The sequence below is a fragment of the Streptomyces termitum genome (genome assembly GCF_014650175.1).
Lineage (GTDB): Bacteria > Actinomycetota > Actinomycetes > Streptomycetales > Streptomycetaceae > Streptomyces > Streptomyces termitum.
Genome location: NZ_BMUL01000013.1, coordinates 77690 through 95356 on the forward strand (window position 1 = coordinate 77690; position 17667 = coordinate 95356).

13 protein-coding genes and 1 pseudogene are annotated in these 17667 nt (G+C 75.5%); 13 read left to right on the forward strand and 1 reads right to left on the reverse strand.

Going from position 1 to position 17667, the window contains the following annotated elements; genetic code table 11:
• Positions 1–70: 70 nt before the first annotated feature.
• Positions 71–1387, reverse strand: a complete 1317-nt coding sequence (locus IE219_RS23360; protein ID WP_189980681.1) for an MFS transporter — start codon at positions 1385–1387, stop codon at positions 71–73.
• A gap of 581 nt (positions 1388–1968) precedes the next feature.
• Between IE219_RS23360 and IE219_RS23365 the strand changes: the two genes are divergently transcribed.
• The 13 genes and pseudogenes from IE219_RS23365 to argF all read left to right on the forward strand — a co-directional run bounded on the left by IE219_RS23365 (position 1969) and on the right by argF (position 17627).
• A complete protein-coding gene (locus IE219_RS23365; protein ID WP_189980684.1) occupies positions 1969–2955 on the forward strand; it encodes an ArsR/SmtB family transcription factor in 987 nt (328 codons plus the stop codon).
• 129 nt (positions 2956–3084) lie between these two features.
• Positions 3085–4173: a GHMP family kinase ATP-binding protein gene (locus IE219_RS23370; protein WP_229849962.1), complete on the forward strand. Its 1089-nt coding sequence runs from the start codon at positions 3085–3087 to the stop codon at positions 4171–4173.
• Positions 4174–4235: 62 nt separating this feature from the next.
• On the forward strand, positions 4236–5474 hold the full coding sequence (locus IE219_RS23375) for an aminotransferase-like domain-containing protein (protein ID WP_189980686.1): 1239 nt from the start codon (positions 4236–4238) through the stop codon (positions 5472–5474).
• A 69-nt stretch (positions 5475–5543) separates the two neighbouring features.
• Entirely contained in the window at positions 5544–5987 is a 444-nt protein-coding gene (locus IE219_RS23380) for a cell division protein SepF (RefSeq protein WP_189980688.1), read from the forward strand.
• A gap of 505 nt (positions 5988–6492) precedes the next feature.
• Entirely contained in the window at positions 6493–7635 is a 1143-nt protein-coding gene (locus IE219_RS23385; protein WP_189980690.1) for an AAA family ATPase, read from the forward strand.
• A gap of 137 nt (positions 7636–7772) precedes the next feature.
• Positions 7773–8150 (forward strand): nucleotide pyrophosphohydrolase, encoded by a 378-nt coding sequence (locus tag IE219_RS23390; protein ID WP_189980837.1) that lies wholly within the window; start codon positions 7773–7775, stop codon positions 8148–8150.
• A gap of 126 nt (positions 8151–8276) precedes the next feature.
• Positions 8277–8762: pseudogene (locus tag IE219_RS23395) on the forward strand (DUF6099 family protein); the annotation flags it as partial.
• Between the two features lie 343 nt (positions 8763–9105).
• Positions 9106–10029: an LLM class F420-dependent oxidoreductase gene (locus tag IE219_RS23400; RefSeq protein WP_189980692.1), complete on the forward strand. Its 924-nt coding sequence runs from the start codon at positions 9106–9108 to the stop codon at positions 10027–10029.
• A 4-nt stretch (positions 10030–10033) separates the two neighbouring features.
• The gene (mmuM, locus tag IE219_RS23405) at positions 10034–10963 is read left to right on the forward strand and encodes a homocysteine S-methyltransferase (RefSeq protein WP_189980695.1); all 930 of its coding nucleotides are present in this window, start codon (positions 10034–10036) and stop codon (positions 10961–10963) included.
• 138 nt (positions 10964–11101) lie between these two features.
• Positions 11102–12652, forward strand: a complete 1551-nt coding sequence (locus IE219_RS23410) for a 3' terminal RNA ribose 2'-O-methyltransferase Hen1 (protein ID WP_189980697.1) — start codon at positions 11102–11104, stop codon at positions 12650–12652.
• Positions 12649–15207: a polynucleotide kinase-phosphatase gene (locus tag IE219_RS23415; protein ID WP_189980699.1), complete on the forward strand. Its 2559-nt coding sequence runs from the start codon at positions 12649–12651 to the stop codon at positions 15205–15207. The genes IE219_RS23410 and IE219_RS23415 overlap by 4 nt, the downstream gene beginning before the upstream one ends.
• A gap of 62 nt (positions 15208–15269) precedes the next feature.
• Positions 15270–16502, forward strand: a complete 1233-nt coding sequence (locus tag IE219_RS23420) for an arginine deiminase (RefSeq protein WP_189980701.1) — start codon at positions 15270–15272, stop codon at positions 16500–16502.
• A gap of 111 nt (positions 16503–16613) precedes the next feature.
• Positions 16614–17627 (forward strand): ornithine carbamoyltransferase, encoded by a 1014-nt coding sequence (argF, locus tag IE219_RS23425; protein WP_189980703.1) that lies wholly within the window; start codon positions 16614–16616, stop codon positions 17625–17627.
• Positions 17628–17667 lie beyond the last annotated feature (40 nt).

Below are 17667 nucleotides of genomic sequence, written 5' to 3' on the forward strand. Positions count from 1 at the left end.
CCGGCCGGAGCACGGAGAAGGGCCCGGAACACCGAAGTGTTCCGGGCCCTTCGCCGTCCGCTCCGCCGCCTCAGGCCGCCGCGCCCGCCGGCACCGGCGCCCCGGCGGCCGGCTCCTCCGCCGGCTTCGGTGACATCCGCTCCAGGAGCAGCAGCGCGGGGACCGCGAGCAGCGCCAGCGCCATCAGGAACAGCCACGGCCAGCTCGACCCCAGGTCCAGCAGGACCGTCAGCAGCAGCGGGGCGACCGTCTGCCCGAAGGTCCAGGACAGCTGGTAGACCGCCAGGTACCGGCCGCGCAGGTGCTCCGGCGCCAGCGACACCGACAGGTCCTCGGAGAACGGCGTCGCGACGGTCTCCGCCAGGTTGTACAGCACCATCGCCACGAAGAGGCCGACCACCGCCACCCAGCCGGGGACCAGGCCGAGGAGCGCGAAGAGACCGAACGCCAGCGCGTTGACCAGGCTGCCCGCCGCGATCACCCGGATCGGCCGGTAGCGCTCCAGCCGCCGGTTCACCAGCGTCTGCGTCGCCGCCACCTGCACGCTGTTGAGGACCAGCAGCGCGCCGCCGATCCACGCCGCCTGCCCCAGGCCCTCCGTCACGAAGACCGCGACCAGCAGGCTCAGCACGAGCGCCGCGAAGACGAAGTTGACATTGATGCCGACGAGCAGCATGTACCGCCGGTCCCGCAGCACGGTCCCGTAGCCGACCTTGGCCTTCGGCTCCGCGTCCTTCGCCTCCTCTTCCTTCCGCGCGGCGGGCGCGGGCGCGGCCGGCGGGTGCCAGAGGCCCAGCAGCACGGCGGCGCCCAGGTAGCTCACCGAGTTGGCGACGACCAGGATGTGCAGACCGGTCGTGCCGTCGTAGCCGACGAGCAGCGCGCCGAGCGCGCCGCCGATGCCCAGACCGCTGTTCCGCAGCATGTGCAGCAGCGCGAACCAGCGCGGACGGCGCTCCGGATCCGCCGCCAGCACCACCAGGCCACTGCTCGACGTCCAGTACGCGGCGCCGCCGATCTGGGTCAGCCAGGCGACCACGGCGATCTGCCACAGGTCGTCCGAGATCAGGAAGCCGGTGTACCCGACCGCCGAGACCACGTTGCCCACCAGCGCCACCATCCGGGCGCCGAAGCGGTCGATCAGCGGCCCCACCACCATCGCCGTCGGCACCGCGAGGAACCGGGCCAGCGTGAGCGCGCCACCGATCGCGGGCAGCGAATAGTCCGTGGTGCGGGCGAAGTAGACCAGGATGAACGCGAGGATGAGACCGGAACCGACACTGTCGATCACGGCGGCGTTGACGAACTTCCGGTTGCCCCGCATGTCGGGCAGACCGAGTCTGCGCTGGAGGAAGCCCTCCTGCGCGGGGGCGGCGGTGTCGGGCATGACGGAAGAACCTTTCGGCGGGAGGGACGCGGCCACATGAGGACGACGACGGGACGGAACACAGCGCCGGGCCCGGGGCCACGGAGCGGACCGACGGGGCCTGGGGTACGGAGTGGGCCGACGGGGCCGGGGGTATGGAGCGGCCCGGTGGGGTCAGGGGTACGGAGTGGGCCGGCGGGGCCGGGTGGACGGCCCGGTCCGGTGGGAACAGGGGTGTGGACCGGGCCGGTGGAGCCGGTGGAACCTGGGATACGGAGTGGACCGATGGGGCGGGATGGACGGCCCGGTCCGGTGGAAGCAGGGGTGTGGACCGGGCCGGTGGAGCCGGTGGAGCCTGGGATACGGAGTGGACTGATGGAGCAGGTGGTACGGGACGTGCGGCTGGTGCGGGTGGTACCGGCGGCACCGGGGGAGTGGGTCGTGCCGCCGGTACCGGCCGCTTCGGCCGCCCCGGCCGCCCCCGTGGGGGACCGTCGCGGCGGGCCGTACACCAGACTGCGCCCGCCCGTGCGCGGCGCCAATGGATTCCATCTGGATGGAATCCACGCCCCCGACCGGCCCGGAAGGCGGGCCGCCACCCCGTGCTGAACCTCGAATTCTCCGCCGGGGACCTCGCCCGCTCCCGCTTCGCCCGCTCCCCCCTCTGGGAGGTCGTCACCAGCGTCGAGTCCCTCAAGGACCCCGGCCGCCACGCCCTCCACCTCGCCTGGTCCCGCGAGACCCGCGACCGGCTCGCCGCCGCCCGCGTCCGCTTCCCGCTCCTCTCCGCCCTGGTCCCGGCCCCCGCCGCGTACGTACCGGACTTCCTCACCCCCGTCCCCGAGACCGGCGAACCCACCCTGGAGGAGGAGCTCGCCGGACTCCTCGGCACCCGCGCCGACGCCGTCCGCGCCGACCTCGCCCGCGTCGGCACCCCGCTCGCCCCCGAGGCCGCCGCCCTGTACGACGACCCGGTGGGCGGCCTCGCCCGGCTCGCCGACGAGATCCGCGCCTACTGGGACACCGCCCTCGCCCCGCACTGGCCCCGGATGGCCCGGCTCCTTGACGGGGAGGTGCTGCGCCGGGGCCGGCTCATCGCACGCGGCGGCACCGAGGCCCTCTTCGCCGACCTGCACCCCTCCGTCACCTGGCACGACGGCGTCCTGCGGATCGCCCACCCCGGTTACGAGGCCCGCCGCACCCTCGACGGCGGCCAGGGGCTCGTCCTCGTCCCCTCCGTCTTCGTCTGGCCCGGCGTCTTCTCCCAGAGCCGCCCCCCGGCCCAGCCGGGCCTGGTCTATCCGGCCCGGGGGATCGGCACCCTCTGGGAGCGGGGCCGCGCGCCCGTGCCCGAGGCCGTCGCGGGGGTCGTCGGCCGCTCCCGGGCCCGCCTCCTCGCCGAACTCGGCACCCCCGCCTCCACCACCGAACTCGCCGAGCGCACCGGCATGCCCGCCCCCACCGTCTCCCACCACCTGACGGCCCTCCGCGCCGCCGGCCTCGCCGTCTCCCACCGCACCGGCCGCAGCGTCCTCTACCTCCGCACCACCCTGGCCGAACAACTCCTGGCAGGCCCGGCCTCCCCCTGAGCCGAGCCCCGAGGGCAGGCCGGACCACCTCCTGAGCCGAGCCCCGAGGGCAGGCCGGACCACCCCCTGAGCCGAGCCCCGAGGGGAGGCGCCGCCCGCACCGGAGAACCGCGACGAGAAACTTTCCCCGTGACCACGCACCACCCCGCCCCGCCCCCACCCACGGCCTCCGGCGCCCCCACCACCCGGCCCACCCCCGCCCCCGTTCCCATCCCCATCCCCATCCCCATCCCCGGCACCGGCACCGGCACCGGCACCGGCACCGGCACCGGCACCGTCCCCGGCACCGGGCGCGTCCCCGCCCCCGGCACCGGGCGCGCCCCCTCCCACCACGGCGAGCTCCTCCAGGGCCACTTCGCCGACGCCGGAGGCCGTCCGCGCGCCGCGCTCGTCACGCTGCCCGTGGCGGAGCCCGGCACCCTCGCCGTCTACACCCCCCGCCCCGGCACCCCGCCCGACGCGATCACCGTCACCCCCGCGGGCCGTACCAAGGCCGTCCGGGCCGCCCGGCTCGCCGTCGCCGCCTGCGCGGCCCGCACCGGCCGTCCCGCGCACGGCGGCGCGCTCCGCCTCACCGGCACCGTCCCGCTCGGCCTCGGCCTCGGCAGTTCGACCAGCGACGTCCTCGCGACGGTCCGCGCCGTCGCCGACGCCCACGGCGTCCGCCTCGACCCGGCCGCCACCGCCCGGCTCGCGGTCCGCGCGGAGGGCGCCAGCGATCCCCTCATGCTCGACGGCCGCCCGGTCCTCTTCGCCCAGCGCGAGGGCGAGGTCCTCGACGTCCTCGGCCCGGCCCTGCCGCCGCTCCTCGTCGTCGGCTGCCTCCTCGGCGGCGGCGCCCCCGTGGACACCCTCGCCCTGCCGGTCCCCGCGCCGACCGGGGCCGACCTCCGCGCCTGCGCCCGCCTCCTCGACGGGCTCCGCCGGGCCGTCGCCGACCAGGACGCCGCGCTCCTCGGGCGGGTCGCCACCGCCAGCGCCCGCCGTGCCCAACGCGTCCTGAGGCAGAGCGAGTTCGAGACCGTCGCCGCCGTGGCCCGCCGTACCGGGGCGGTCGGCGTCCAGATCGCGCACAGCGGCTGCGCCGCCGGCGTCCTCTACGACCCCGCCGCCCCGGACGCCGCCGCACGCGCCGCCGCCGGCCGCCGCGCACTGGCCGCCCACGCCGTCCCGTACACCCGCACCTTCACCGCAGGCGGCCCCAACCCCCTTGCCTGACAAGGAAGTCGACGTGCGTCCGCATCCTGGACAGCGGCCCCCCGCTCTCTATGCTGACCGTCATGCCTCCCGCCACCCCGCACCCCGGCCCCGCCCCCACGCCCGCCCCGGCCCCCGGCCCCTCCACCCCCACGCCCCCCGTCGCCGCCCGTCTGGGAAACGTCGCCTCCTCGCCCGTGCGCGAGATCCTGGCGCTCACGGCCCGCCCCGAGGTCATCTCGTTCGCCGGCGGCCTGCCCGCCCCCGAACTCTTCGACACCGACGGCATCCGCGCCGCCTACGCGGCCGTCCTCACCGACCTGCCGCAGCACGCCCTCCAGTACTCCACCACCGAGGGCGACCCCGCCCTCCGCGAGGCCGTCGCCGCCCGGTACACCGCCCGGGGCCTCCCCACCGGCGCCGACGACCTCCTCGTCACCACCGGCTCCCAGCAGGCCCTCACCCTGCTCACCACGGCCCTCGTCGAACCCGGCTCCGTCGTCCTCGTCGAGGACCCCTGCTACCTCGCCGCGCTCCAGACCTTCGGCTTCGCCGGCGCCCGCGTCGTGCCCGTCCCCACCGACGACGACGGCATCCTCCCCGAGGCCCTCGACGAGATCGCCGCCCGCGAGCGGCCCACCCTGCTCTACATCATCCCCACCTTCCAGAACCCGACCGGCCGCACCCTCCCCGCCGCCCGCCGCGCCGCCGTCGCCGAGGCCGCCGCCCGGCACGGCTTCTGGATCGCCGAGGACGACCCGTACGGCGAACTCCGCTACGACGGCGACCCGGTCCTCCCGATCGCGGCCCACCCCGCCGCCGCCGACCGCACGGCCCTCCTCGGCTCCTTCTCCAAGGTGATGGCGCCCGGCCTCCGCCTCGGCCACCTGCGCGCCCCGGCCACCCTGCGCCGCGCCTGCGTCATCGCCAAGCAGGCCGCCGACCTGCACACCTCCACCGTCGACCAGGCCGCCGCCGCCCGCTACCTCCGCGACAGCGACCTCGACGCGCACATCGCCACCATCCGCGAGGCGTACCGCGCCCGCCGCGACGCCCTCCTCGACGGGCTGCCCGCCGCGCTCCCCGAGGGCAGCCGCTGGAACCGCCCCGACGGCGGCATGTTCGTCTGGGCCACCCTCCCCGAGGGCCGCGACGCCACCGCCCTCCTCGCCACCGCCGTCGGCCACTCCGTCGCCTACGTCCCCGGCGCGCCCTTCTTCTCCGGCACCCCCGACCCGGCCGCGCTCCGCCTCTCCTTCACCACCCACGCGCCCGACGAGATCGCCGAGGGGCTCCGCCGCCTCGCCAAGACCTTCGGCTGACCCCACCCGTATCGTTCCCCACCCGTGTCGTTGTTGGGCCGAACGGGTGAGGAGCGGGAGGATGGGGCCATGAGTAGGTACGAGAGGTACGACGTCACCGACGAGCAGTGGGAGGGCCTCGCCCAGGTCCTCCCCCTGCGCGGGCGCGACGAATGGCCGTCCAGGGTCGATCACCGCACGAGCCCCGAGCAGTACGAAACCGCCGAGCAGCGCCGCATGATCGTGCTGCGGGTCCAGGTCTTCGCCGACGCCCGCGAGGTCGCCGAGTACCTCATCGCCCAGGTCCCGGTCCTCCTGGACCTCACCAGCGCCGACCCCGAAGTCGCCAAGCGCGTCCTCGACTTCAGCAGCGGCGTCGTCTTCGGCCTCGGCAGCGGCATGCACCGCGTCGACCGCAACGTCTTCCTCCTGGCCCCGCCCGGGACCGAGGTCGAGAGCACCGGCGACGGCCCCTCCGTCCCCGAGGACGAGGAGCCCGTCGGCTCCCCGAGGGCCCGCGTCCCCCGATCGTAGGAAGGTCATCCCGGCGGAACGGTTCGCCAGCACCACCCCTGCATACGGTCCCCCCATGGACCCCACCACACCCCCCACCCCACCCCCCACCACGCCCCGGACCGCACCACCGAACGCACCCCGGAGCACCGCTCCGGGTAAGGCCAGGGGCACGGCCCCGGGTGCGGAGCGGGTGACGTCTCCGAGCACGGGCAGGGCCACGACTCCGGGGACGGCCGGAGGCCGCCACCGCACCGGCCCGGCATCCGGCCCGGGGTACGGGCCGGGGTACGGCCCCGGGCGCGGAGCCGGCGCCCGTACGGGCACGAGCACGGATACGGGCAGGGACACGGGTACGGGCAGGGGTACGGGTACGGCGGCCGGGCCCGGGGCCTTAGCCGGGCCCGGGTCCGGGCCCGCCGCCGGGGCCCGGTCAGGCGCCGGACCGGCAGGCGCGGCGGCCGAAGAGGCGGCGTACGACGGCGCGGCTGACCGGGACGCGGCGGGGGCGGCGTACGGAGGCGCGGTGCCCCGGGCGGACGGCGGCGGCGCGGCGCGGCCCGTCGTGACCGAGTTGCGGCTCTCCGCCTTCGCCGGACGGCGCGGCGCCACGTACCGCCTCGGCCCCGTCACCCTCTTCACCGGCCCCAGCGGCAGCGGCAAGTCCACCGTCCTCGCCGCCTACGAGGCCCTCGCCCGGCTCGGCGCGGGCGATTCCCTCGCCGAGGTCTTCCCCCACCCCGGCGACCTGGTCCCCGACCGCGCCCGCCCCGACCCGCAGGGCCGCCGGGGTTTCCGCATCGGCTGCACGGTGGACGGGCCCGCCGGACCGGTCCGGCTCGACCTCGCCGTCCAGGCGGAGCCCGAACTCCGCATCGTCGGCGAACGCCTCACCCGCCACGGCCGCACCCTCCTCACCACCGCCCTCCGCGACCCCGGCCGCACCACCGTCCAGGCGGCCTGGCTCACCGCCGGCGCCACCCCCGTCACCCGCGCGCCGCTCCCCGACGACCTCCTCGGCACCGCCCTGCTCCCGCTGCGCGTCGCCGGTGCCACGGAGGGGCAGCGGGAGGTCCTGGCCGCCGCCGAGCAGACGGTCCTCGGCCTCCGCTCCCTCTTCCCCTGCGCCCCCGTGCCCGAGCGGATGCGCGCCCCGGTCCCGCCCGGCGAGGGCCGGCTCCGCCGTGACTGCGCCAACCTCGCGGAGGTCCTCCACCGCACCCGGGCCGCCTGCCCGCGCCGCCACCAGCGCCTGGTCGCCGTCGCGGGCGCGGGCTGCGCCGGGCCCGTCACCGGCCTCGGCGTCCAGGAACTCCCCGACGGGACCGTCCGCGCCGTCCTCGCCCGCGCCGCCCGCCCGCCGGTCCCGCTCGGCCGCCTCGGCGACGGCGAACTCCGCTACCTGGCCCTCGCCCTGACCCTCCTCACCGGCCCCGGCGTCCTCGCCACGGACCGCATCGCGGAGGTCCCGGACGCCATGCAGTGCCTCACGCTCCTCGCCGACGACCTCGACCGGGGGCTCGACGCCCGCCAGACCAGCGGCCTCCTCGGCCTGGCCGCCGCCGTCGCCGCCGACGGCCACATCCGGCTCGCGGGCTCCGTGGGCGAACGGGTGGCGGCGGAAGCCCGCCGGACGCCGGGGACGACGGTGGTAGACCTGTCCCCGTGACCGACCACGATCAGCACCCCACCCCCGGCCCCGACCCTGGCCCCACCCCCGGCCTCGACTCCGGCCCCGGCCCCGCCCCTCACCACGGCCGGCAGCGGCCCTCGTCCCCCGCCTCCGGCGCCCCGGCCGCGCTCGACGTGGCCGGACTCCAGCGCCGCCTCGCGGACTTCGCGGCCGCCCGCCGCTGGGAGCCGTACCACACGCCCAAGAACCTGGCGGCGGCCCTCAGCGTCGAGGCGGCCGAACTCCTGGAGATCTTCCAGTGGTCGACGCCCGAGGAGGCGGCCCGGGTCATGGACGACCCCGCCTCCGCGCACCGCGTCACCGACGAGGTGGCCGACGTGCTCGCCTACCTCCTCCAGTTCTGCCAGGTGCTCGGCGTGGACCCGCTCGCCGCGCTCGACGCCAAGATCGACCGGAACGAACTCCGTTTCCCCGCCCCGAAACGCCCCGGAGCACTGGGGGAAGCGGGCCCCGGGGACACCGCACCTGACGATCGTCACTCTTCGGAGTGATCGCTTTTTCGCGATCCGGACGGCTGTCCACAGATTTCCGACTTCCTCTGGTGCGGCGGCTCGCTCGGCCTCACTCTGGGTAGTGGATGAGAACAGCGGTACGTCGCACGAACGGGGGATGAGTTGATGGAAGCGGAGCGACTCGTCGCGGCCGGCCTGCGGGCGCTGGCCGCGAGCGGCACGGCACACGACATCGTGGCGGAAGCCTGGCAGGCCCGGGCCCTCGCCCAGGCCATGGGGAGCCACCTCGCCCTCTGCGGACCGCTCGAACTGCGGGGCGAGGCACGGGGGCTCAGCGAGGCGGGGGAGTATCCGGCGTGGGGCGCGGCCGGACCCCGCGCGGCCCGGCTCACCGAGGTCGGGGACCCGCGCTCGGCGCTGACGGCCCTCGCCGAGCTCCTCGGGGAAGTGGGCATCGCCCTCGTCGGCGTGGCCTCGGTCACCGACGAGGAGGGCCTGTACTGGCAGTGCATGGAGGCCATCGACGCGGCCGACGAAGCATGCGACCGGGTGCGGGGGATGCTCCGCCGCCTCGACGTCCGCGAGCAGGGCCAGGGCCAGGGCCGTCCGCCCGACCCGCCCCGGGAGCGGGAGCCCCGCCGCCCCGCCCCGGCGCCCACCCCCCACTTCCGCACCCCCGAACCGGCCCCGCTCCCGGCCCAGGACACCGGCACCGATCCCGGCCGCGAGCGCGAGCGGGTCCGGGACCAGACCCAGGCCCAGGACCGGGGCACGGACCGGGAACAGGACCGGAGCCGCCGCCCCGAGCACCTGCGGGAACCACTGCCGGAGCAGTGCCCGGAGCCGCGGCGGGAACAGGACCAGGACCCGGAGCGGGGCCGGGCCCGCGACCGGTGAGGCCCCGGGCCCGGAGCGGATGTTCACCCGACCGTGCCGGACGCCCCCGGGCGCTGACGCACGGCCCGACACGCACCCCCGGGTGCAGGATGGAGGCATGGACCTTCGCATCTTCACGGAACCCCAGCAGGGCGCCGACTACGACACCCTCCTCACGGTCGCCCGCGCCACCGAGGACCTCGGCTTCGACGCCTTCTTCCGCTCCGACCACTACCTCCGCATGGGCGGCGGCGACGGGCTGCCCGGCCCGACGGACGCCTGGATCACCCTCGCGGGCCTCGCCCGCGAGACCCGGCGGATCCGCCTCGGCACCCTCATGACCGCCGCCACCTTCCGGCTCCCCGGCGTCCTCGCCATCCAGGTCGCGCAGGTCGACCGGATGTCCGGCGGACGCGTCGAACTCGGCCTCGGCGCGGGCTGGTTCGCCGAGGAGCACACCGCCTACGGCATCCCGTTCCCGAAGGAGAAGTTCGGCCGGCTGGAGGAGCAGCTGGAGATCGTCACGGGCCTGTGGGGCACCGAGACCGGCAAGACGTACTCCTACGAGGGGAAGCACTACCGGCTCGCCGACTCGCCCGCCCTGCCCAAGCCCGCCCAGACCAAGGTCCCGATCCTCGTCGGCGGCCACGGCGCGACCCGCACCCCCCGGCTGGCCGCCCGCTACGCGGACGAGTTCAACATCCCCTTCGCGTCCCTGGAGGACACCGAGCGGCAGTTCGGCCGGGTCCGGGCCGCCGCCGAGGAGGCCGGCCGGGCCGCCGGCTCCCTCGTCTACTCCAACGCCCTCGTCGTCTGCGTCGGCCGGGACGACGCCGAGGTCGCCCGCCGCGCCGCCGCCATCGGGCGCGAGGTCGACGAGCTGAAGGCCAACGGCCTGGCGGGCTCGCCCGCCGAGGTCGTCGACAAGCTCGGCCGCTACGCGGAGGCCGGCTCCTCCCGGGTCTACCTCCAGCTCCTCGACCTGGACGACCTGGACCACCTGGAGCTGATCTCGGCCCAGGTCCAGGCGCAGCTGGGCTGATCCGGTGGCACCGGCCCGGACGTTCGCCGAGGCGCTCGCCGCCGGGGTCCTCGTCCTCGACGGCGGACTCTCCAACGAGCTGGAGGCGCGGGGCGGCGACCTGACGGACCCGCTCTGGTCCGCCCGGCTGCTCGCCGACGAGCCCGAGCGGATCGAAGCCGCCCACACGGCCTACGTCCGGGCCGGGGCCCAGGTGCTGATCACCGGCAGCTACCAGGCCACCTTCGAGGGCTTCGCCCGGCGCGGTCTCGGCCGCGCGGAGACCGCCGGGCTCCTCGCCCGCTCCGTCGCCCTGGCCCGCCGGGCGGCGGAGCGGGGCGGGCCGGGGCGCGGGATCCTGGTCGCGGCCTCCGTCGGCCCGTACGGGGCGATGCTCGCGGACGGCAGCGAGTACCGGGGGCGGTACGGCCTTTCGGTGCGGGAGCTGGCCGCTTTCCACCGCCCCCGGGTGGAGGCGCTCGCGGCGGCGGGCCCGGACGTGCTGGCCCTGGAGACGGTGCCGGACGCCGTCGAGGCGGAGGCGCTGCTCCGGGCGGCCGAGGGGTGCGGGGTGCCGGTCTGGCTGTCGTACACGGTGGCGGACGGCCGGACCCGGGCGGGGCAGCCGCTGGCCGAGGCGTTCGCGGTCGCGGCGGGGAACGGCCAGGTGGCGGCGGTGGGCGTGAACTGCTGCGACCCGGCCGAGGCCGCCGACGCCGTCGCGGTGGCCGTCGCCACGACCGGCCTGCCGGGCGTCGTCTACCCGAACTCCGGCGAACGCTGGGACGCGGCGGCCCGGACCTGGCGGGGCCCCGCCACCCTCGGCCCGGCCACCGCCCCGGCCCTCGCCGCCGCCTGGACCGCCGCAGGCGCCCGCCTCACGGGCGGCTGCTGCCGAGTCGGCCCCCCGACCGTCTCCGCCCTCGCCAGGACCCTGTCCTGGGGGAACGGCTAGCGGGCGGGGAACCAGCGGGGCACGGGAGGACGAGGGACGGGAGACGCGGAGGAGGGGAGGGGAGGGAGGGGGAGGGGGAGGGGGCGGGGCCCGGAAAATGCGTGGTCGGGGTGGGTGGGGGTGCTCATACTCGATCGTGTGTTCCTGACGATCAGTACCACCGGCATCCCGGAGCGACCCGCGACCGATCTCGGTTTCCTGCTGCACAAGCATCCCGAGAAGGCGCAGGCGTTCTCCACGTCCTACGGCACCGCCCACGTGTTCTATCCCGAGGCGGGTCCCGAGCGCTGCACGGCGGCGCTGCTGCTTGAGGTGGACCCCGTGGCGCTGGTGCGCCGGGGGAAGGGGAAGGGCCGGGGCGGTGCTCCGGACGCGGCGCTCGCGCAGTACGTGAACGACCGTCCGTACGCGGCGTCCTCGCTGCTCGCGGTGGCCCTGGCGCAGGTCTTCAAGACGGCCCTGCACGGGGTGTGCCGGGCGCTGCCGGAGCGGGCGGCGCGGCCGCTGCCGCTGCGGATCGAGGTGCCGGCGCTGCCCGCGCGCGGCGGTTCCGAGCTGGTCCGGGAGCTGTTCGGGCCGCTGGGCTGGACGACGGTCGAGGCGGAACCGGTGGCGCTGGACGCGGAGTTCCCCGCGTGGGGCGACTCGCGGTACGTGCGGCTGGTGCTGGAGGGCGACGGGCTGCGGCTCGCGGACGCGCTGAACCAGCTGTACGTGCTGCTGCCGGTGCTCGACGACGCCAAGCACTACTGGGTGGCGCCGGACGAGGTGGACAAGCTGCTGCGGGCCGGTGACGGCTGGCTGGCCGCGCACCCCCGGCGCGAGCTGATCACCACCCGCTATCTGGCGCGCCGCCGGAGCCTGGCCCGGGAGGCGGCCGAGCGGCTGGAGCTGGTGCGGCTCGCGGAGGCGGACGGGCTGGACGTCGGGGACGTGGACAACGCGGTGGACGAGGCGAGCGACACGGAGGAGCGGCCGGTGCCGCTGGCGGTGCTGCGCCGGGAGGCGATCCTCGCCGCGCTGCGGGCGTCCGGCGCGGCCCGGGTCCTCGATCTGGGCTGCGGGCAGGGCCAGTTGGTGCAGGAGCTGCTGAAGGACGTCCGGTTCACGGAGATCGTGGGCGTGGACGTGTCGGCGCGGGCGCTGTCCGTGGCCGCGCGGCGGCTGCGGCTGGACCGGATGGGCGAGCGGCAGGCCGCCCGGGTCACGCTGACGCAGGGCTCGCTGGCGTACACGGACAAGCGGCTCGCCGGGTACGACGCGGCGGTGCTGAGCGAGGTGATCGAGCACCTGGACCTGCCGAGGCTGTCGGCCCTGGAGTACGCGGTGTTCGGCGCGGCCCGGCCCCGGACGGTGGTCGTGACCACGCCGAACGTCGAGTACAACGTGCGCTGGGAGTCGCTGCCGGCCGGGCACGTGCGGCACGGCGACCACCGCTTCGAGTGGACCCGCGCCGAGTTCCGTGCGTGGGCGGAGGGGGTGGCCGGGCGGTTCGGCTACGGGGTGGAGTTCGCGCCCGTCGGCGAGGACGACCCGGAGGTCGGCCCGCCGACGCAGCTGGCCCTCTTCACCCGCACCGCGCCGTCCGGTCCCGGAGAAGCGCACCCGCACGACCGCACGCACGCGAGCACGCATGCGAACGAGAACAAGCACGAGCACACGCACGAGAAGGAAGGGGCACGGACATGAGCGCCGAGAGCGTCACCACCACCGGGGAGCGCCGGGTCCTGCCCGTCACCGACCTCTCCCTCGTCGTCCTCGTCGGCGCGACCGGCTCCGGCAAGTCGTCCTTCGCGCGCCGCCACTTCAAGCCGACCGAGGTGGTCTCCTCGGACTTCTGCCGGGGGCTGGTCGCGGACGACGAGAACGACCAGTCGGCGTCCGGGGACGCCTTCGACGTGCTCCACTACATCGTCGGGAAGCGGCTCGCCGCCGGCCGGCTGACCGTGGTGGACGCGACCAACGTGCAGCGGGAGGCGCGCCGGCGGCTGGTGGCGCTGGCCCGGGAGCACGACGTGCTGCCGATCGCGATCGTGCTGGACCTGCCGGAGGCGGTGTGCCGGGAGCGGAACGCGCTCCGGCCGGACCGGTCCGGCATGCCGCCGCATGTGATCCCCCGTCATCGGCGGGAGCTGCACCGGGGGTTGAAGGGCCTGGAGCGGGAGGGCTTCCGCAAGGTCCACGTGCTGCGGTCGCCGGACGAGGTGGACGCGGCCGAGGTGGTGCGCGAGCGCCGCTACAACGACCTGCGGCACCTGACCGGTCCCTTCGACATCATCGGTGACGTGCACGGCTGCCGGTCCGAGCTGGAGACGCTGCTCGGGCGGCTCGGCTATGTGGACGGGGCGCACCCGGAGGGGCGTACGGCGGTCTTCGTCGGCGACCTGGTGGACCGGGGCCCGGACTCGCCGGGCGTGCTGCGCCGGGTGATGGGCATGGTGGCGGCCGGGACGGCGCTGTGCGTGCCGGGCAACCACGAGAACAAGCTGGGCCGCTGGCTGAAGGGCCGGAAGGTGCGGGAGACGCACGGTCTGGCGGAGACGATCGAGCAGCTGGGGCGGGAGCCGGAGGAGTTCCGTACCGAGGTGCGGGAGTTCATCGACGGGCTGGTGAGCCACTACGTGCTCGACGGCGGGCGGCTGGTGGTGTGCCACGCGGGTCTGCCGGAGAAGTACCACGGCCGGACCTCGGGCCGGGTGCGGTCGCACGCGCTGTACGGCGACACGACGGGGGAGACCGACGCCTTCGGGCTGCCGGTGCGCTATCCGTGGGCGGAGGACTACCGGGGCCGGGCGGCGGTCGTGTACGGCCACACGCCGGTGCCGGTGACGTCCTGGCTGAACAACACGCTGTGCCTGGACACGGGGGCGGTCTTCGGCGGCCGGATGACGGCGCTGCGCTGGCCGGAGCGGGAGATCGTGGACGTGCCGGCCGAGCGGGTCTGGTACGCGCCGGCCCGCCCGGCGGCCTCGGAGGCGCCCGGCGGGCACCAGGGCCGGCCGCTGGACCTGGCGGACGTGCGCGGCCGGCGGACGGTGGAGACCCGGCACCTGGGGAACGTGGCGGTGCGGGAGGAGAACGCGGCGGCGGCCCTGGAGGTCATGAGCCGTTTCGCGGTCGATCCCCGGCTGCTGGCCTATCTGCCGCCGACGATGGCGCCGGGGCCGACCGCGCGGGCGGAGGGCTTCCTGGAGCACCCGGCCGAGGCGTTCGCCCAGTACCGGGCGGACGGGGTCGGGCGGGTCGTGTGCGAGGAGAAGCACATGGGTTCGCGGGCGGTGGCGCTGGTCTGCCGGGACGCGGCGGCGGCCCGGGAGCGGTTCGGCGTGGACGGTCCCACGGGCGCCCTGCACACCCGGACCGGCCGGCCGTTCTTCGACGGTCCGGAGGTCACCGAGGAGGTCCTCGGGCGGCTGCGGGCCGCGATCGGCGCGGCCGGGCTGTGGGAGGAGCTGGAGACGGACTGGCTGCTGCTCGACGGCGAGCTGATGCCGTGGTCGCTGAAGTCGATGGGGCTGCTGCGGGCCCAGTACGCGGCGGTCGGCGCGGCGTCCGGCGCGGTCCTGCCGCAGGCGGTGCGGGCGCTGGAGACGGCGGCCGCCCGGGGCGTCGAGGGCCTCGGCGGGCTGCTGGCGGCGCAGCGGGAACGGGCTGCGGACGCGGGCGCGTTCACGGAGGCGTACCGCCGCTACTGCTGGCCGACGGACGGGCTCGACGGGGTGCGGTTCGCGCCCTTCCAGCTCCTCGCGGCGCGCGGCGCCTCGCTCGCCGGGGTGCCGCACGACCGCCAGCTGACCTGGCTGGACCGGCTGGTGGCGCACGATCCGACGGGTCTGCTGCGGGAGACGCGGCGGATCGTCGTGGACACCGGCGACGGGGCGTCGGTCCGCGCGGGCACCGACTGGTGGCTGGAGCTGACCGCCGCCGGTGGCGAGGGCATGGTGGTCAAGCCGCTGGCCGCGCTGGTCGAGGACGGCTCGGGCCGCCCGGTGCAGCCGGGCGTGAAGGTGCGCGGCCGGGAGTACCTGCGGATCGTGTACGGCCCCGAGTACACCCGCCCGGAGAACCTGGAGCGGCTGCGGCAGCGGGCGCTGGGCCACAAGCGGTCGCTGGCGCTGCGCGAGTACGCGCTCGGTCTGGAGGCCCTGGCGCGGCTGGCGGACGGCGAGCCGCTGTGGCGGGTCCACGAGGCGGTCTTCGCGGTGCTGGCGCTGGAGTCGGAGCCGGTGGACCCGAGGCTGTGACGGGCGGGACGGGTTCGTGCGCGTCCCACGCGCACGGCCGTCCGCTCCGTCAGGATGGGCGCATGGGATTCCATGTCGACTCAGAGACCGGCCGGCTCCGCCGCGTGATCCTCCACCGTCCCGATCTGGAGCTGAAGCGGCTGACCCCGACCAACAAGGACGCCCTGCTCTTCGACGACGTGCTGTGGGTGCGCCGGGCCCGGCAGGAGCACGACGGGTTCGCGGACGTGCTGCGCGACCGGGGGGTGGAGGTGCACCTCTTCGGCGATCTGCTGCGGGAGGCGCTGGAGGTTCCGGCGGCGCGGGCGCTGGTCCTGGACCGGGTCTTCGACGAGAAGGAGTACGGTCCGCTCGCCGCCGACCACCTGCGGGCGGCCTTCGACTCGCTGGACGCGGGCGCGCTGGTGGAGGCGCTGGTGGGCGGGATGACGAAGCGGGAGTTCCTGGCGGCGCACCGGGAGCCGACGTCGGTCCGCTTCCACGCGCTGGACCTGGACGACTTCCTCCTCGGGCCGCTGCCGAACCACCTCTTCACCCGGGACACCTCGGCGTGGATCTACGACGGGGTGTCGATCAACGCGATGAAGTGGCCGGCGCGGCAGCGCGAGACGGTGCACTTCGAGGCGATCTACAAGCACCATCCGCTGTTCGCCGGCCCGGAGGCGGGGCCGTTCCACCACTGGTCGGAGGGGCAGGCGGACTATCCGTCGACGATCGAGGGCGGCGACGTCCTGGTGATCGGGAACGGCGCGGTGCTGATCGGGATGAGCGAGCGGACCACGCCGCAGGCGGTGGAGATGCTGGCGCGGGGGCTGTTCGCGGCGGGTTCGGCGCGGACGATCGTGGCGCTGGACATGCCGAAGCGGCGGGCGTTCATGCACCTGGACACGGTGATGACGATGGTGGACGGGGACACCTTCACGCAGTACGCGGGCCTCGGGATGCTGCGCTCGTACACGATCGAGCCGGGCGACGGGGGCAGGGCGCTGCGGGTGACGGACCATCCGCCGGAGCGGATGCACGACGCGATCGCCGCCGCGCTGGGCCTGCCGGAGGTGCGGGTGCTGACGGCGACGCAGGACGTGCACGCGGCGGAGCGGGAGCAGTGGGACGACGGGTGCAACGTGCTGGCGGTGGAGCCGGGGGTGGTGGTGGCGTACGAGCGGAACGTGACGACCAACACGCACCTGCGGAAGCGGGGCATCGAGGTGATCGAGATCCCGGGCAGCGAGCTGGGCCGGGGCCGGGGCGGACCGCGCTGCATGAGCTGCCCGGTGGTGCGGGACGCGGTGTGAGGGGTGCCACGGGAACCCTCTGTATAAGCATGCTGGGGTGTGTATAGACTTCCAGCGTCCCGCCGTACCCGTTCCCGTCCCCGTTCCGATCGCATCCCAAGGAGCGCCGCCATGCCCCTCGACCTCTCCGGCCGCCACTTCCTCAAGGAGCTGGACTTCACCGCCGAGGAGTTCCGCGGCCTGGTGGAGCTGGCCGCCGAGCTGAAGGCCGCGAAGAAGGCCGGTGCCGAGGTCCAGCGGCTCCGCGGCCGGAACATCGCCCTGATCTTCGAGAAGACCTCCACCCGCACCCGCTGCGCCTTCGAGGTCGCCGCCGCCGACCAGGGCGCCTCCACCACCTACCTCGACCCCTCCGGCTCCCAGATGGGCCACAAGGAGTCGGTGAAGGACACCGCCCGCGTCCTCGGCCGGATGTTCGACGGCATCGAGTACCGGGGCGACAGCCAGGCCACCGTGGACGAGCTGGCCGCCTTCGCCGGCGTCCCCGTCTTCAACGGCCTGACCGACGACTGGCACCCCACCCAGATGCTTGCCGACGTGCTCACCATGACCGAGCACAGCGACAAGCCGCTGGACGGCATGGCCTTCGCCTACCTCGGCGACGCCCGCTTCAACATGGGCAACTCCTACCTCGTCACCGGCGCCCTGCTCGGCATGGACGTGCGGATCGTCGCCCCCGAGGCGTACTGGCCGTCCGACGAGGTCGTCGCCGCCGCCCGCGAGCTGGCCGACAAGAGCGGCGCCACGATCACCCTCACCGAGTCCATCGCCGAGGGCGTGCGCGGGGCCGACTTCGTCCTCACCGACGTGTGGGTGTCGATGGGCGAGCCCAAGGAGGTGTGGGACGAGCGGATCGCCGCCCTCGCCCCGTACGCCGTCACCATGGACGTGCTGCGCGCCACCGGGAACCCCGGCGTGAAGTTCATGCACTGCCTGCCCGCCTACCACGACCTCGGCACGGTGGTGGCCCGCGAGGTCCACGACCGGCACGGCCTGACCGAACTGGAGGTCTCCGAGGAGGTCTTCGAGTCGGAGCACTCCGTCGTCTTCGACGAGGCCGAGAACCGCCTGCACACCATCAAGGCCGTCCTCGTCGCCACCCTCGCGGGCCCCGTCGCGGCATAGTTTTGCGCCCGATTGGGTGAATATGCGTCCTGCGGTCTAC

Bases quoted from the DNA above. Each gene is read 5' to 3' on its own strand.
- IE219_RS23360 (WP_189980681.1), bottom strand. From the start codon at position 1,387: ATGCCCGACACCGCCGCCCCCGCGCAGGAGGGCTTCCTCCAGCGCAGA.
- IE219_RS23375 (WP_189980686.1), top strand. From the start codon at position 4,236: ATGCCTCCCGCCACCCCGCACCCCGGCCCCGCCCCCACGCCCGCCCCG.
- IE219_RS23380 (WP_189980688.1), top strand. From the start codon at position 5,544: ATGAGTAGGTACGAGAGGTACGACGTCACCGACGAGCAGTGGGAGGGC.
- IE219_RS23400 (WP_189980692.1), top strand. From the start codon at position 9,106: ATGGACCTTCGCATCTTCACGGAACCCCAGCAGGGCGCCGACTACGAC.
- IE219_RS23415 (WP_189980699.1), top strand. From the start codon at position 12,649: ATGAGCGCCGAGAGCGTCACCACCACCGGGGAGCGCCGGGTCCTGCCC.
- IE219_RS23420 (WP_189980701.1), top strand. From the start codon at position 15,270: ATGGGATTCCATGTCGACTCAGAGACCGGCCGGCTCCGCCGCGTGATC.
- argF (WP_189980703.1), top strand. From the start codon at position 16,614: ATGCCCCTCGACCTCTCCGGCCGCCACTTCCTCAAGGAGCTGGACTTC.